Origin of the sequence: Vibrio ishigakensis (assembly GCF_024347675.1) — a bacterium.
GTDB lineage: Bacteria > Pseudomonadota > Gammaproteobacteria > Enterobacterales > Vibrionaceae > Vibrio > Vibrio ishigakensis.
The window spans coordinates 1,028,157-1,044,859 of the sequence record NZ_AP024881.1; the positions used below are offsets into that span (position 1 = coordinate 1,028,157).

11 protein-coding genes are annotated in these 16,703 nt (G+C 48.2%); 8 read left to right on the forward strand and 3 right to left on the reverse strand.

Translation table 11 applies throughout. The annotated features are described in order from the left end of the window. Positions 1 to 8: 8 nt before the first annotated feature. Positions 9 to 1,703: an L-lactate permease gene (locus tag Pcarn_RS04740; protein ID WP_261835238.1), complete on the reverse strand. Its 1,695-nt coding sequence runs from the start codon at positions 1,701 to 1,703 to the stop codon at positions 9 to 11. Positions 1,704 to 1,847: 144 nt separating this feature from the next. Here Pcarn_RS04740 and Pcarn_RS04745 point away from each other — a divergent pair, with 144 nt between their 5' ends. The 4 genes from Pcarn_RS04745 (at position 1,848) to Pcarn_RS04760 (ending at position 6,582) form a co-directional block, all read left to right on the forward strand. Beyond that, a complete protein-coding gene (locus Pcarn_RS04745) occupies positions 1,848 to 2,747 on the forward strand; it encodes a LysR family transcriptional regulator (RefSeq protein WP_261835239.1) in 900 nt (299 codons plus the stop codon). Between the two features lie 165 nt (positions 2,748 to 2,912). After that, positions 2,913 to 4,067 (forward strand): BamA/TamA family outer membrane protein, encoded by a 1,155-nt coding sequence (locus Pcarn_RS04750; RefSeq protein ID WP_261835240.1) that lies wholly within the window; start codon positions 2,913 to 2,915, stop codon positions 4,065 to 4,067. Between the two features lie 246 nt (positions 4,068 to 4,313). Further along, on the forward strand, positions 4,314 to 4,538 hold the full coding sequence (locus tag Pcarn_RS04755) for a hypothetical protein (protein ID WP_261835241.1): 225 nt from the start codon (positions 4,314 to 4,316) through the stop codon (positions 4,536 to 4,538). Between the two features lie 175 nt (positions 4,539 to 4,713). Further along, complete coding sequence (locus tag Pcarn_RS04760) at positions 4,714 to 6,582, forward strand: PhoX family protein (RefSeq protein WP_261835638.1); 1,869 nt, start codon at positions 4,714 to 4,716, stop codon at positions 6,580 to 6,582. Between the two features lie 67 nt (positions 6,583 to 6,649). Here the strand turns inward: Pcarn_RS04760 and Pcarn_RS04765 are convergent, their stop codons facing one another. Further along, positions 6,650 to 7,186, reverse strand: coding sequence for a DUF3332 domain-containing protein (locus tag Pcarn_RS04765; protein ID WP_261835242.1), 537 nt, complete (start codon positions 7,184 to 7,186; stop codon positions 6,650 to 6,652). Positions 7,187 to 7,489: 303 nt separating this feature from the next. On the opposite strand from Pcarn_RS04765, the gene Pcarn_RS04770 reads away from it, so the two are divergent. Further along, complete coding sequence (locus Pcarn_RS04770; RefSeq protein WP_261835243.1) at positions 7,490 to 7,705, forward strand: hypothetical protein; 216 nt, start codon at positions 7,490 to 7,492, stop codon at positions 7,703 to 7,705. Positions 7,706 to 7,765: 60 nt separating this feature from the next. Here Pcarn_RS04770 and Pcarn_RS04775 read toward each other — a convergent pair whose 3' ends face one another. Next, on the reverse strand, positions 7,766 to 8,962 hold the full coding sequence (locus Pcarn_RS04775; RefSeq protein ID WP_261835244.1) for a cation:proton antiporter: 1,197 nt from the start codon (positions 8,960 to 8,962) through the stop codon (positions 7,766 to 7,768). 243 nt (positions 8,963 to 9,205) lie between these two features. Between Pcarn_RS04775 and Pcarn_RS04780 the strand changes: the two genes are divergently transcribed. From Pcarn_RS04780 to Pcarn_RS04790, 3 genes are all read left to right on the forward strand, one after another. Then, on the forward strand, positions 9,206 to 13,891 hold the full coding sequence (locus Pcarn_RS04780; protein WP_261835245.1) for a DUF3320 domain-containing protein: 4,686 nt from the start codon (positions 9,206 to 9,208) through the stop codon (positions 13,889 to 13,891). A 526-nt stretch (positions 13,892 to 14,417) separates the two neighbouring features. Continuing rightward, positions 14,418 to 15,818, forward strand: a complete 1,401-nt coding sequence (locus Pcarn_RS04785; protein WP_261835246.1) for a TolC family outer membrane protein — start codon at positions 14,418 to 14,420, stop codon at positions 15,816 to 15,818. Between the two features lie 78 nt (positions 15,819 to 15,896). Next, a complete protein-coding gene (locus tag Pcarn_RS04790) occupies positions 15,897 to 16,652 on the forward strand; it encodes a SapC family protein (RefSeq protein ID WP_261835247.1) in 756 nt (251 codons plus the stop codon). The last annotated feature ends 51 nt before the right edge of the window (positions 16,653 to 16,703 follow it).

Here is a 16,703-nt window from a genome sequence, read left to right on the forward strand (position 1 = left end):
CAGTAGGCTTAAGGTTTCATCAAGTGGTCAGTAAACTGGAAGCCGTAGATGATGATGAGCCCGATAAGACCTGCTACCGTCAGGTAGTAGAAGGTTGGGATAATGGTCTTGCGAAGGGTAGCACCCTCTCGGCCCAGCAAACCCACAGTAGCCGATGCCGCCACTACGTTGTGGATTGCGATCATATTACCGGCAGCAGCTCCTACCGCTTGCAGTGCGATAACGATAACGCTGGAGATGGTTAAGGTCTGCGCCACTTCGAACTGGAACTGACTGAACATCATGTTAGATACAGTGTTTGAGCCTGCAATAAAGGCGCCCAAGGCTCCAACGGTAGCACTCAGCGCTGGGAAGGCATCACCCACTAGGCCTGCAGCAAAGTTGGCTGTGGTCACTGGCATACTCGCTAGTTCGGCACCATTGATCCCTGAGTTGATAAAGATGCGCACCATAGGGATGGTAAAGATAAGTACAAATCCAGCGCCGATCAGTGTTTTGCTTGATTCAGTAAAGGCTGCGCCAAGTGGCTTGAGGCTTTTAGCCTGAGCCAGAACCGCAATGATAGAAACAAAGACTAGGATACCGCCAGGAAGATAAAGGGGTTGGAAAGAGGTGCTTATCCCAGCCTCTCCTAGAATGTTGCTAAATCCAAGGTTGATGTCGGTAAGGAAAGATTTGAACTCAGTACTGACGCGACTCGCCACTAGCACTACGGCCAATAACACATAGGGTGCCCAAGCCATGGCCATGCTCATTGACTTGTTGCTCTCTTGCTTAATATCAATCTTCAGTGAGCCTAGCCATTCAGCTGGCCAGTTTTTCTCATCTTCAAAGTCCCACTGACTCTCAGGTACCAAGAATCCACGTTTAGCGGCGAATACCACAATAGCCAGACCCAGAAGACCGCCCACCAGTGACGGGAACTCAGCACCTAGGAAGATACCGGTTAGGGCGTACGGTACTGTGAAGGCAAGACCGGCGAAGATGGCAAAAGGTAGGATATCCAGGCCCTCTTTCCAGCTGCGATTTTTACCGAAGAAGCGGGTTAGCATCATAGCCATTAGCACTGGCATTAGCGTGCCAACACAAGCGTGGATCAAGGCAACGCTCGAAGTGATCTGTTGCAAATAGGCATCCCAGTTTGAGCCATTCGCCAACAGGGCTTCGCTTATCTTGTTGGTATCCAATCCCCTGTTTACGCCAACTATGATAGGCGTGCCCACAGCGCCAAAAGATACTGGCGTGGACTGGATCATCATACCCATCAGTACAGCGGCGAGAGCAGGAAAGCCAATGGCGACCAAAAGAGGCGCAGCGATGGCGGCCGGAGTACCGAACCCAGATGCACCCTCGATAAAGGAGCCAAAACACCAAGCAATTATGATCGCCTGCACGCGTCTGTCAGGGGAGATATTGGTAAAGCCATTTCGAATGGTCGAGATAGCACCCGTATGCTTCAAGGTATTGAGTAGGAATATGGCGCCAAAGATAATCCACAGCACCGCAACCGTGATGCCAAGTCCTTGAAAGATAGAGGCGATAACTCGGTTTGTGCTCATGTCCCAGAACGCAATGGCTATCAAGACGGTTAGGCCAAAGGCCACAGGCATGGCACGTTTGGCCGGCCAGTTGAGCCCAACAAGTAGGATAGCTGCCACCACAATTGGGGAGAAAGCTATGAGGGCAAGTAGTGTTTCACTCATGGGTACGTTCCTCGTACTTTTTTACTCCGAAGAGTTGTTATTGGTATTTACTGCTTGTGTTAACGGTTTGTGAATCTAAACCCTTGCATTTTGTGGATATATAGAAATAATGAAAATGATAATTTCCATAAATGACATAATCAGATGAAAGCAGATGACCTAGTGCTCTTTTCTCAGGTGGTAGAGCTTGGGAGCTTTAGTAAAGCGGCAGAGCAAAATAGCCTTACAAATTCAGTGGTTAGCAAGCGTATTGCCCGATTAGAAGAGGAGTTAGGGGTACAACTTTTGTATCGAACGACTAGAAAGTTGACCCTGACAGAGGCGGGAAGGGCGCTCTCCCTAGGAGCAAGAAATGTGAAGCAAGCCACGCAAGAGGCGATGGATGCTATCTCAGGTTTCGGTGAAAAGATTGAGGGGCACATCAAGATGTCGGTGCCGACCATATCGGGCGACCTGCTTCTTGCGGATGCAGCGGCTGAATTCTGTAATCTGCATCCCGGCCTTACCATAGATATGTCGATGGATAATCGTTTTGTTGACTTGCTCGAAGATGGATTCGATCTTGTAATACGCACCGGCTATCTAGATGATTCCAGCCTGATTGCTCGGCATATTGTCGATTCCCAATGGGTGGTTTGCGCCTCTCCTGGCTACCTTACAAAGAATCCACGTCCAAGGTTTCCTAGTGATCTCACCGAGCACAACTGCCTGCAATATGCTTATCAAACCACCGGGGCTAGCGATTGGGAGTTTAAGGGCGAGCAGGGCAACTATATCGTTAAGGTTGCGGGTTCATTTTCTACCGACACCGCTACCGCTCTGCGTAAGGCGGCCCTTGGAGGAAGGGGTATTGCCTATGTTCCACGATGCCTAGTTTATGAGGACTTAAAAGAGGGCACCTTGCTAGATATTTTTCCCGACCAAGTGGCTAAGGTGCTTGGAATCTATGCTGTTTATCCCTATTCGAGACAACCCCCGCAAAAGGTCAAACTGCTTATCGAGCATATTCGTAACCGCTATATGGAAATCAAACACTGCTTCTAGCCTTGTAGGGCGACATCCTACCAACGCGAGTGTGTGAGATATTGGTATTGCCTTAATCTAGCGCTGTTTTCATGGGACAGCGCAATGCGCTCTTACCCATTGTCCACTTGCAGGGATGCATTCTTTTTCGGCTCATTGGAGCCGTTTTTTGTTTGAGTGCCAAATATGAACCGCCACGCCTTACTCGCTTTAGCTTGTGTTTCGAGCTTTCCTACTTTTGCCTCTTTTGAAGACCCAGTCGATGGTCGCTTCGATATTGGAGAGCATCTTGCCGAAAATGCTTACGGCTTTTTGCCTATCCCAATCATCATTACCGAACCGGCTGTGGGATACGGTGGCGGGGTAGCTGGCCTGTTTATGCATGAAACTGAAGACGAGCGAAAAGCGCGCAAGGCCGCAGCCCTTACCTCATTTGATGGCGGTGCTCAATTGGTGCCGTCTGCTATGTCGGTGTTGGGCGCTCTTGGCACAGAAAATGGCACCTGGTTCGTGTTTGGTGGTCACCGTCATTCATGGAAAAACGATGCGATTCGCTACGAGGGTGGTGCGGGCTTTGGTGTGGTTAATCTGGACTTGTTTAAGCAGATATCGCTCGGTCCTTTGGAGCCGTTTGAGTTTGGTTTTGGCACTACCACTAAGGCTGGGGCTATTTTGCAGAAGGTACAGTTTCGAGTAGCGGATACTCCCTTGATGTTAGGGGTTAAACAGGTTGCGGCCATCTCGACTATCGAATCGGACAATAAGGTGGTGGACTGGTTTATGGATGCCTTGCTAGGAGAGCAAGCGGTGACATCGGGCTTAGGTCTAGTGGTGGATTACGATACCCGAGACAATATCTTTTATCCGACTAGAGGCTATCGCATCGAGGCGGACTACATGGTGTATGACGAGGCCATCGGCAGTGACTATAACTATCGCAACCTGAATCTAGATGGTCAGGCGTTTATACCTTTGGCCAACAAATGGACATTAGGGCTTGCAGGTAACTACCAGAACTTTGAGCAGGGTGATGGCTTTGTTTCTCCAACCGCAAAACCGTATGTGGATATTCGCGGTGTTTCGGCGTTTCGCTATCAGGGTGATGAGATAGGCAGTTTGCAGGCTCAAATAACCTACGACATAGATCATAGATGGAAGGTGTCAGGATTCTACGGTGCGGGCCGCGCAATAGAGACCGATGATATCCACAAAGACATTGGCGCTGGTGGTGTGGGTTTTCGTTACCAAATAGCCCGTCGTTATGGTTTACACCTTGGAATGGACTATGCGCTCAGCCGTGATGAGACTGCGGTTTACTTCAATGTGGGTAGCGGGTTCTAGACCAACACTGTCTAAAAAACAGTCTTCGTGTGCTGGTGTTCAAAATATCGAATAGGGATATGCGAGTGTGTTCACATATCCACATTGATAATGCGGAATTGTCATAATTTGGATGCAAAATGCGCCCTGTCAGTAGAGAGGCTCAAAGACGGCAAAAGATCGCGAGAAGTCTCTCACTCAAATAATTAAAACAAATATAAACATACCCCGATAAAAACCGGGGAAGTTGGCTAGGAAAATAGACTAATGAACACGGTTAAGTCAGCGTTGCAACATACGCTACCCCACTTGGGCTTTGTTGGCCCAAAAGACAACCTTTGGACGCGTCCAAAAGACGATATCAAGGTATATAACCTCGGCTCTTTCACCAATGTATATAAGGGTGAAGAACTGGTAGAGGTGTTTGATGAGGATGCTTTTAAGGCACCAAAACGGCAGTTCATCAAGCGCTTAGAAACGCTTTGCGCATAATGAAGGGCTCTTAGGAGCCCTTTTTTGATCCTAAGCTCGAACCTTTGCTTTGTAACGACCTAGTAACAAGTTGATCACTAGAATGTCATCTAGAGTATCTACCGTAGGCGACGTTTTTTAATCAATTCAGGAACAGGAAGTTATGTGGTTAAAGCAAGAAGATCAAAAGTCAGTGATGAGTGACGACCAAGATTCGCAATTCACGCAGATGGTTAATGCACGTTTGTCTCGTCGTCAGTTTTTGGTAGGCGCCACTGCTGCGGGTGTTGGCGCATTTTTAGCGGTAAATCCAATTACCAAGGCCATTGCAGCAACGTCAGGTCCGCTTTTAAACTTTGAGCCGATTTCAGCCTCTACCTCAGATGAGTTTCTGGTGCCAAAAGGCTACAAGGCTGAACCTTTGATCTCTTGGGGCGACCCTATCTTTGTTGACGCACCTGAGTTTGCCCAAGATGGCAAACAGAACTCAGCCGCTCAGGCGATGCAGTTCGGTGATAATACTGATGGCATGAGCCTGTTCCCTATTAGCAAAGACAGAGCCGTTCTAGCTATCAACAACGAATACACCAACTACGAATACCTCTTTGCTCATCAAGGCAAGTCCATGACTGCCGATGATGTGAAGAAGGCGCAAGCCGCGCATGGTGTGACGGTTGTTGAGATAGTGAAAAAGAACGGTCAGTGGGTAGTAGATAAGTCGGGTGAGCGAAACCGTCGTATCACGGCTAACACTGAAATGATGCTGACCGGCCCTGCAGCAGGACATGCTCTGTTGAAGACCCAAGCCGATGCCAGTGGCACTAAGGTTTTAGGCACCTTTAATAACTGCGCTAACGGTGAAACCCCTTGGGGGACTTACCTAACCTGTGAAGAGAACTTTCATGGCTATTTTGGCACCGAAGGCAAGGTAGAGCTGGATGCTGACTCGGCTCGATACGGCTTGAAGGCTAAAGAGACCCGTTACCAGTGGCACAGATTTGATGAGCGCTTTGATCTAGCGAAGAACCCACAAGAGCCAAACCGCCATGGTTGGGTGGTTGAGATTGACCCTAATGATCCGAGTTCAACACCACTTAAACGCACCGCACTTGGTCGTTTCAAGCATGAAAATGCCGCGCTACACATCAACAAAGATGGCCAGGTAGTGGTTTATCTAGGTGATGATGAGCGTGGCGAGCACCTATATAAATTCATCTCGAAGAATCGCTACCAGCCAGGCAATGACAGCGCTAACCGTAACCTGCTCGAAGAGGGTACCTTGTATGTGGCCAAGTTCAGCATGAAAGAAAATGAGTTGAAAGGCAGCGGGGAATGGATTGAACTGACCTTTGGTAAGAACGGCTTAACCAAAGAAAACGGCTTTAATGACCAAGCAGAGGTGATGATCTTTGCTCGCCGCGCAGCCACACAAGTGGGTGCAACCACTATGGATAGACCGGAGTGGGTAGCGGTTCATCCGCAAGGACAACACGTTTTCTGCACCTTGACCAACAATAAGAATCGCGGTGTTAAAGAGAACCAACCGGTAGGCGGCCCTAACCCTCGTGCGGAAAATCATTACGGACAGATTGTTCGCTGGATACCAACCGATGGTAACCATGCAAGTAACAGCTTTGAATGGGACCTTTACTTGATTGCAGGCAATCCGAGCGTACACAAAGATAGCCTGTATGGCGGAAGCGATAACATCACCGCTGAGAATATGTTTAATAGCCCAGATGGAATTGGTTTTGATAAGGCAGGGCGCTTGTGGATCCAGACCGATGGCAATTATTCCAACAAGGGAGACTTTGCTGGTCAGGGTAACAATCAGATGCTGTGTGGCGACCCTATGACAGGTGAGGTGAAGCGTTTTGCCACAGGTCCTGTAGCCTGTGAGATAACCGGGCTTGCATTCTCAGCAGATCAAACCGCTATGTTTGTGGGGGTTCAGCATCCGGGAGAGGGCGGTGCACCATCACACTTCCCTCAAGGTGGAAGCACTAAACCGCGCTCCACGGTAATGATAGTAACCCGTGAAGATGGCGGCATTGTTGGCGCTTAATTCACGCTATTGAGCATAAAAAAAGAGGAAGGCAAAATGCCTTCCTCTAATCAAACTATGCTAGCAATTAAGCCTTAGACTCTGATAGCTCTTCTAGCTGAGAGATAGTCGTTTCAGAAACCAGCTCACCGTTGTAGTAGTAAGATACGTTCTCACCGTCACGAACGCCGGTTACTACTGCAGTGTCACCGTTCGTGTAGGTTACCTTCATTTCCATTGTGTTTTCATCGATAGATTCAAAGGTGCTGCTCTCTACCTGACGCTGAGAGATCGGCTCGATTGGCGCATCAGTTAGAGATGGGTCTAGTGAATCGTTCATGTTGTACATGGTGTTCACTTTGGTATCAAAGATGTGTGGCTTACCGTTTAGTGGGTTTTTACCCGTCCAGAATTCGATTGAGTTGAATACTAGGCTGTCCACCGCAACAGATAGACCGTATACAGGAGCAAGAAGCATGTTTACGCCACCACGAGCATAGCGGTTGTCCACTACCTCAAGGTTGAACTTCATTACGTGACCAGTAACGGCGTTGCTACCGATACAACCAGACAGAGAAGCTGCAACTGCGATAAAACCAATAGCTTTCAAGCATAACTTTTTCATCAATAAACCCTTTATAGAATTTGCACTACGAACAATTAATAGATTGAGTCATCGTTATTTAACTCAGTGCTATCAATAGGTTACTGAGTGGAATAACGCGATGTGTGTATTCTAGGTGAGGTCCGTTTCAGTTACTTACCTTTTTACGCCAGTTGAAAATTAAGTGTGAAATTTATGTGTTGACTCATTGGTCTTATTCATTTGTAAGGGTGAAAAGATAGTGATAAATGATGTGGTCAAAAAGTGACCTAAATTGCTTTCTTTCACGTAGGCAAGTTTGGACAAGTGGATTGTGAGGCGATTATGAAAAAGTTACTGATTTTGTCACTATTCTCCGCATCGGCGTTTGCAAGTACCGAGGCATGCATTGAATTAGGTAAGGCGCAGGCCGTGAATGACCACGAGCGCGCTATCGAATTGGCGTCGGCGATAAGTAACGTCGATGCTGAGCAGTGCAAGATGCTAGCTCAAGAGGCGCGCCTAGACCACACCATGGATCACTTCGACCACGGTGACTAAAACAATAACAACAACGTAGGCTAGAAACTAAAACGCCACCTCGGTTGAGGTGGCGTTTTTCTATTTGCCGATTCGATTGGCCAGTGGCTTGGCGGTGATCCCGTGCAGAACTAGGCTCATAAATACGGTGCAGGTGACCACTAGGGCGATGAATTTGCCTCCGGGAAGTCCCGCCTCTATTACGATTACCGCAAACACTATGCTTGCCAGTCCCCTTGGGCCAAACCAGCCCATGAATAGACGCTGTGCGTTTGGTACATCGGTGCCCAAGAATGACAGGTAGATAGGGAGCATACGCACTAGGGTCAAGCTGATGGCGGCGTACAAGATGATGGTGCCGTCAAATAGGTCGAACACTTGGCTTACCACTGCTGCGCCAAACAGGATCCAGGTCAGCATGGCGAACAGCTCAGCGATACTTTCTGTGGTGAGCACTAGCTTGTGGGTGTGTTTTTCATGCAGATGCCCAAAGAGTAAGCCGCCACTAAATGCTGCGATATAGCCACTGCCGTGTAGGGTCTGAGCGACGCCGAAACTTGCTAGAGCTAAGGTAGCTACTGTCAGTTGAACCCACACCTCGCTGAGCCACTCTTTTTGAGCACTCAGAGTTAGAAGTTTTGCACCGATAAACGCAAACCCAAGGCCAACCACTAAACCAATGCCGAGTTCTTCGGCTACCAGCATCAGGGCATGGGAGCCTGAGACTTCTGCATGAGCGCTAGAGCCCATAGCGATAAGCACGAGTAAGATAGGTACGCATAGACCGTCGTTAAGGCCACTCTCAACATTCAGCCCCTCACGCACCTCCGCTGGCACCTTTTCATTGGTAATGACCGCTTTTCCAAGTGCTGCGTCGGTGGCTGCTAGCATGGTGCCGAGAATACCGGCCTCGATAAGACTTAGCTGGGGGAAGAGCAGGGCAGCACCGGCAAAGCCGAGCAAGATAGCGCCCGGAAGACCAAGGCTTAGCATTCGGGTTGGGTAGCTTGCCTTGGCCTTGAGAACGCTTAGATTTGAGTGAGCGGCATCGGAGAAAAGGATCAGGGCTAGGGTGATATCAGCAAGAAGACGCAGATCATTGGCCTCGGCATCTGCGCCAACTAATCCAAATCCGTGGGAACCTAGGGCCAATCCAAGAATCACATACACGATGGGCCCAGAAATGGACGAGTTTTCGATTCTTTTTGCTACTAGGGTATAGAAGAAGACGATGATGGCGAGGATGCCCACCACCTTGTAGATATGTTCTAAATCCATGAACTTTCAACAACTTAATAGTTAAACAACGGATTTAGTATAGAACCGATTTTGGACAGTTTTTGATAAAAACAGCAAAGAGACACTATTTGTCTCTTATCCGATTATTATTCTAGACTGTCACCGATATTTGCAAACTAAAACTGCTCCCGACTCACAGTTAAAGTATTCCATACAATATACGCTGGCATCGGGGCCGTTTTGTATTTTACTTATTGAATTTAAATAGTTTTCTTCACCGCTATGAATATTTCTCAGATAAAAGATGTTTTTGATAAGAGTCGCCAAGAGCTGCTCGATATGGGACTAAGAGGGAATACCTTGCTTAGTCTAGGTAAGGGCGCTAAGGTGCTCGAGATTGTGGATGAGCGCTCGTCTCAGGTCTATGAGACCTTGGTGCACAAGCACAAACCAATGAAGTTTTTGCCTGCGCCGAATGAGCTTGAGGACGATGATACAGCCCTTACCCTTAGTGACCTTACTTCGCATCTAGAGAACAATTCTGGTGGCAAGCGTCATCAAGATAACGCCTTGCAGACTCAGTTGTTTACAAGGGCGCTCGATACTCGCCTTCTGAAGATACACTCTGAGGCGCTGACCTTTGTGCAAGAGCAGGGGATGGATATCCTATATATCGCTACCGGCTTCTTGAAATGGTACGAAGACCAAAACTCATATAAGGCACGCTATGCGCCGCTAGTGTTGATTCCAGTTGAGCTCTTCCGAGGTGAAGCGGGAGAGGCGTTTAAGCTGAATTACACAGAGGCGGAGCTGGGCACTAATCTGACCTTGGCTTCAAAGCTGAAGATGGATTTTGGTATCGAGCTTCCTATCTTCGATGAGGATCAAGAAGAGTTCGAACTTGAGCATTACTTTGCTGAGGTGGAAAAAGCTATTTCTCGCGAGTCTCGTTGGGAGGTTGCGCGAGATAAGATAGCACTGAGCTTCTTCTCTTTTGGTAAGTTTCAGATGTACCAAGACCTATCTGAGGAGGCTTGGCCTGAGGGCAAGAAACCGTCACAAAATGCCATAGTAGAGAAACTATTTGGTGGCGGCTTTGAGTCCGACTCTAAGCTCTTGTCTGAAACGCCGATGGATGTGAACAAAGCCGAAGCCATACAACTGGTTCTGGACTCAGACTCGAGCCAAACCGAAGCGGTATTGGCGGCTAAATCTGGCGCTAATCTAGTTATCCAAGGCCCTCCAGGTACGGGTAAGTCCCAGACCATCACCAATATCATTTCTCAGGCTCTGGCGGATGATAAGAAGATCCTGTTTGTGGCTGAGAAAATGGCGGCGTTGGATGTGGTTAAGCGCCGCTTAGATAACTGCAATATCGGTGATGCGGTGCTTGAGCTTCACTCCCATAAGGCAAACAAGAAATCGGTACTTTCTTCATTAGAAGCCACTTTACTACAAGCCTCGCCAGTGACTCCGCAGCGCTCAGAAGATATCGAGCAGTTGGTGGCGCTTCGGGCGCGTCTCGATGCCTATACCAAGGCGGTGAATACCCCAGTGGCTGAGACAGGCGTGACCTATCAGGTGGCTCTAGGGCATGCGATGCAGAGCGAAGAAAAGCTAGATGGTCTGGATAAGAGCATCCTGCCCAAGGTGACCGAGCCGGTGGCGAATTGGACTCATAGCCAATACACCAAGAGCTTGGGACATGTGCAAGAGCTGGTGGATTACCTGAGCGAGCATGGCGCACCTATCCATAACCTGTATCACAGCACCAAGCTGACCGAGTTTTCTCCTGCTAAACATTCCCAGGCGACCAACCTTGCTAAGGAACTAATTAATAGTCAGCAGGGTTTGGTTGAAAGCGTGGCTGAGCTCAACCAACAAGCTGAGCTTGCCAATGAGGTGAAATGTTATCAATCAGCGCTGACGGTGCTCGATTCATTAGAGCATATCGCTAACAAGCCTGAGCTGATGGGCATAGATGTGTCTAAAGAGCTTTGGCTTGAGCGAGGTGAGCAGATCCTTGAGCAAGCAAGGGTGGGCGCTAAGCTTCAAGGAAGTAAGAGTGAGCTAGAACAAGAGTTTGCACCTCAGGCATTTGAGCACGATTGGACCCTAGCACGTGGCGTGTTCGCCACTACGGGCAAGAAATGGTGGCGCTTTCTCTCAGGTGACTTTAGACGCTGTAAGGCAACCTTTGCCGGTCTTAGAAAAAATGGCTTATCTGGCGATGTAGATGAATGGCTCTCTTCAATCGATGCTATTCAAACACTCAAATCAGAGCAGAATAACTTTATTGACTCGGCGCAGCAGGCAGTCAGGGTAATTGGTGAAAACTTTAGAAATCATAATACTGATTGGCAGGGGCTGCTTGCCCCTCTTGAATGGATTCATGCCACCTACCAAGGCATTGCATCTAAAAGCCTAGATGCCAACTTGGTGTGCTATCTAGAGCGCCAAGAGTTTACGGTTAGTCAAGAGCAGTTAACCTCTTTAAATAATCAGATTGAGCGAAGGGATGAAGCACTAGCGCAACTTGCAAGTGAGCTTGCATTGGAGGCTATCGCTTTCTCTGAATCTATCTCATCCCTTGAAACTCTAGATGCACTGGAGTCTGATCTCGATAACCTTTACGAGTTGGTGCGCTTTAACCGCATCAGCGAAAAGCTCAGCATTCAAGGCTTGGACGCATGGGCTGTGATGGCGCGCGCCTGGGATGACAAGCCAGAGCTTTTGGCTACCGCTTTCATCTATCGCTATCACTCACAACTGGTGAGTGAGGTGTATGAGAAAGAGCTAGCGATCAAAGAGTTTGACCGCGTTGAGCATGAAAAGAGCATCGAGCGCTTTAGAAGTATCGACAAGCAGCTGTTTAGCTTTGCGCAAGAGGAGCTGGTGGAAGATCTCTATAAAAGACTGCCAAATCCGAGCGCTCGCGGTGAGGTCGAAACTTTGAGGCGAGAATTCAATAAAAAGCGTAGGCATCTACCGATCCGCAGGCTTCTCAATAGCTCAGGTCGCGCCATTCAGCAGATCAAGCCAGTGTTTATGATGAGCCCTATGTCTATCGCTACCTATCTGGAGCCAGGCAGTATCGAGTTCGACTTGGTCATCTTCGATGAGGCCTCGCAGGTTAAGGTGGCTGATGGTTTGGGCGCTATCCTTCGCGGTAAGCAGGTTATCGTGGTGGGCGATACCAAGCAGATGCCACCGACCAACTTCTTCGGTCGACAGTTTACCCTTGACGGTGAAGAGGCCGAGCTGAGTCTAACTGCGGATATAGAGAGTATTCTGGGCATGTTCTTAGCTTCTGGCACCCCAGAGCGAATGTTGAAGTGGCACTATCGTAGCCGTCATGAGTCTCTGATTGCTGTGTCGAACCAAGAGTTCTACGACAACAAGCTGATGATATTCCCATCATCGGGCATCAATCCAAATGCTAAAGGACTTAGCTTTAATCATCTTCCGGATACCACCTATGACAGGGGTGGCTCAAGAACCAATGCCGGAGAGGCAACCGCAGTTGCTGAGGCGGTGATGGAGCATGCCAAGCATTCACCAAACCAAACCTTAGGCGTGGTGGCTTTTAGTACCGCGCAGCGCGATGCCATCTTGCTTGAGGTGGAGCGTCTGCGTAAGGAAAACCCAGATTTAGAGCATTTCTTTGCTGAGCATCCTGAGGGTGAGGACTTCTTCGTCAAGAACCTTGAGAACGTGCAGGGTGATGAGCGAGATACTATCTATATCAGTATCGGCTATGGCAAGACTCCAGAAGGGCGTCTGTCGATGAGTTTTGGACCGCTCAACTCAGAAGGAGGCGAGCGCCGCCTAAACGTATTGATCACTCGTTCACGCCTTAGTATGCAGGTGTTTAGTAACTTCAAAGCTGAAGAGATGCCAACCACGGGTGAAACGCCATTTGGTGTGCGTGCGTTGAAGCACTTCCTCCACTACGCCGACTCTAAAGAGCTGATTCGTCCAACTGAGACAGGTAAGGAGCCGGATTCTCCATTTGAAGAAGAAGCGATCTCGACCATTCGCGGTTTAGGTTATGAGGTTCAGCCACAGGTGGGGTGTGCAGGCTTCTATATTGATATCGCTGTGCGTGACCCAAGCAAACCGGGTCGTTATATGCTCGCGGTAGAGTGTGATGGTGCAACCTATCACAGTTCTAAGAGTGCGCGAGACCGTGACCGTATTCGCCAAGGGGTATTGGAAGGACTGGGCTGGCGATTCCATCGCATCTGGAGTACTGATTGGTTCCGCTCTCGTCATAAAGAGAGCGAGCGATTAAAAGAAGCGCTGCTAGAAGCCAAGGCATTCTACAAAAACTTCGATGAAGAAGCCTTTGTTGCAAAAGAGAGTAAAGCCAAGCCACAAGCGCAGATTGAGCGAGTAGAGGTGGAGTACGACCAAGGGGCTGCTTCGTATCAGGCGATTGATATTAGTGAATTGAGCCTTCGCTCCGGCAAGACTATCCCTGATGTTCCTACCCATCAGTTGGCCTCAGATATTCATAAAATCGTTGAGGCTGAAGGGCCTATCCATGTTAAGCATCTGGGTATTCGCTTGCTGTCGGCAGTGGGCGCAACCCGCTCTGGGGCGCGTATCAGCCGTGCAATTCTGCAGGCTACCGCGATCGCCGAGCAAAACCGCTGGGTGAAATTGGACGGTGAATTTCTGCTTTCGCCGAGTAAAGAGATCAGCGTTCGAGGACGTCAGGAGCTGTCGGCTAACGAGCGCAAGTTCGACTTTATCTTTGATGGCGAGATTGGCAAGGCGGCTATTGAAACCGTGGAAGAGACCTATTCTATTGCCAAGGATGAGTTAGTGAAATCCATCGCTGAGGTACTGGGCTTCTCGTCAACCAGCAAGGCGATGAAGCTGCGCATTGAGGCTGTGCTCGAAGAGCTAGAAGCTCGCAGCGAGCTGTCAGTGTCTGGTGGGGTGTATCGAGCTCAAGCTTGACGCGTAACCCAATGCAATTGTAAGGGCATGCGAGCAAACGTATAAGCTTACATGCCCTTATTTTTTTTGTGGAATTATATGCCACTTCTTCAACCTTACCTGTAATATTTTCTTCATGTGCTTGTTGGGAGAGTTTGCTTATTATTTAACATGCAGTTCGGTAAATTTCATGTTATTTCATTTTAACTTTCTTTATCCATAAATATTATATGGGAATATATAAAGTGCTGATTTTTATAAACTAATCTAGTTATTACTTAAAGTTTTAATCGCGCCTGTTCTCTAAGTCGTTTAGGTATCAAGTTTGTTTTAGCTCTTGCCAACTAACACAAAAGGATTTGGTTATTGAAGATAATCAAAAGGCATAATAAAAAAGAGACTGAAAATGTTTCTTATTCCCTGCAAATCTGAAAATCCTGCATATACTTTATAAAAACGTTGTACCCGTGCCACAGGAAAAGGCATGGGAAATAAAACAATAAAAACGAAACGATTAGACACTTAATTATTAACGCAGGGACAAGCGATGATTAAGAAACTCTTCAGCGCGCTGACGCTGGGTGTGCTCACATCCTCAGCGAGCGCAGAAAACCTTCTCGATATCTACCAACAAGCTCTTGAATATGACCCTGTTTATCGTGCGGGTATTGCCCAGTACGATGCAGACAAAGAAGTGTATGAACAAGCGCGTTCTTTCTTGCTTCCGACTTTGGATTTAGAGCTAAGTCATACCCAGACCTATCAAAATATTCGAGATTCGGATAACCCGGTTTACACCAACGTGGGGTCAGATACTTATCCGACCAACGACCTGACTCTCTCTTTGACCCAATCCATTTATAGCTACAGTAATTGGGCTGCTTTCTCTCAGGCTGAGCAAGATGTAAAGCAGGTGGCCGCTGAGCTAGAAGACGTTCGCCAAGAGCTAATACTTCGTGTTGCTCGTGCCTACTTCACCGTGTTGAAAAGACGCGACACCTACTTAGGTATCGATGCTGAGGTGAAGTCCCTTGAGCAATTAAACGAGTTTGTGAAAACGCAAGGAAGTAGTGGTCTAGCGCGCCGTACCGATGTTCTAGATGCAGAAGCTCGCCTTCTTCAAGCGCAGGCTCGCAAGATAGAGATTGGCAATTCGCTACGTGATGCTTTGCAGGGGCTGTATGAGCTGACGGGTAATGTTCCGCCAAGCCTTGCCACTTTGGGTGAAGAGTTAGAGTTGGTTCGTCCTGAACCGTTTGAAGTTCAGACTTGGATCGATAACGCACAGAAGAACAACCCAAACATCATTGCCAAGCAGAGTGCTATGGAAGCCGCGCGTGAGGATATCCGCAGCCAAAAAGGTGGACACTACCCAGAGCTTGATCTGGTGGCCTCTTATAATATCTCAGATACGGACGGTTCTCTATTCGGTGGTGGTAGTGAGCTAGAAACTGCCGATGTCATGATTCGTCTTAAGGTTCCTCTGTATGCGGGTGGCTCAGTGTCATCGCGCGTTCGTGAAACCGAGAGTCTATTCAATAAGTCCCGCAATGAATTGGAGCAAATCTGGCGTCAAACCTCGCGTGAAACCCGCGACGCCTTTACTGGTGTGACCAGCTCTATCAGCAAGGTAGAGGCTTTGAACAAATCAGTGGAAGCCTATGAATCTGCAGTGGAATTTAAAGAGCAGCAATTTGAGTCTGGCGTGACCACCAGTGTAACAGTATTGGATGCGGTGCGAGATCTGTTCATCGCTCGCACGGAGTACTCGGCCGCACGCTATGATTATCTTTACAACAATTTACGCCTGAAGCGCGCTGTGGGTACGCTGACGGAGTTCGATCTCGAGCAGATCAACAACACTTTACAGGGGAAAGAAGTATCAACTGACTTGCAGGTTCTGGATCAAGATTTGGAACTGGAATTGTCCAGCGTTAGCGCTTACTAGGAATAAGAACCTTAGGTTCACACAATTTCGATGTTACTTAACTAAGAAGTAATTTTTAAGGATGAAAAGGAGTTCGATGTGGCTACACAACTATTGATCTACGGACAGGTAGAAGCAGTTAATAAGAAGCGTCATCAAGATTGGTCAGTTAAGGCAGAGAATAACTACGACTTTGCCAAGAAAGTGAATTCAGTGCCTCTAATGGCCGCCGAGTTCCCTCACGCAGCGCAGGATTACTCTATCGTGTTTGCTGGAGAAGGTGACCAAGTGCTACCGGTTGTGGTTATGGGTATCAAGCAAGACGAGAACCTATATGTAAATGACCAAGGCCAATGGGTGGCGAAATACGTGCCAGCCTTTGTGCGTCGCTATCCGTTCGTGTTTGCGAGCACAGATGAGGGTAAAACCCTAACCCTATGTATCGATGAGTCTTACTCTGGTTGTAACCAAGAAGACAAGGGCGAGCGCTTATTCGATTCAGAAGGTGAGCAGACTCAATACCTAGAAAAGGTACTGGGTTTCCTACAAGACTACCAAAACCACTATCAGCGCACGCAAGCCTTCTGTAACAAGCTTGTAGAGCTGGATCTCTTCGAAGATATGGGCGCTAAGTTCACCCTACCAACGGGTGAAGAACGCACTTTAACGGGCTTCAAGGTAATCAACAAAGAGAAGCTAAAAGGACTGGAACAAGAAGACCTTAACCAGCTGTTTGCCTCTGATGGCCTTGAGCTTGTTTACTTGCACCTGCACTCGCTGCGCAATCTAAACAAGATGCTACAAAATGCGGGTCCGCAAGCAACCGCAACTGATGAACATGGAAGCGTTCACTAGTTGCAAACCTCTAGGGGGCAGATGCTCGCCCCTTAGCGCACAAAATGGATA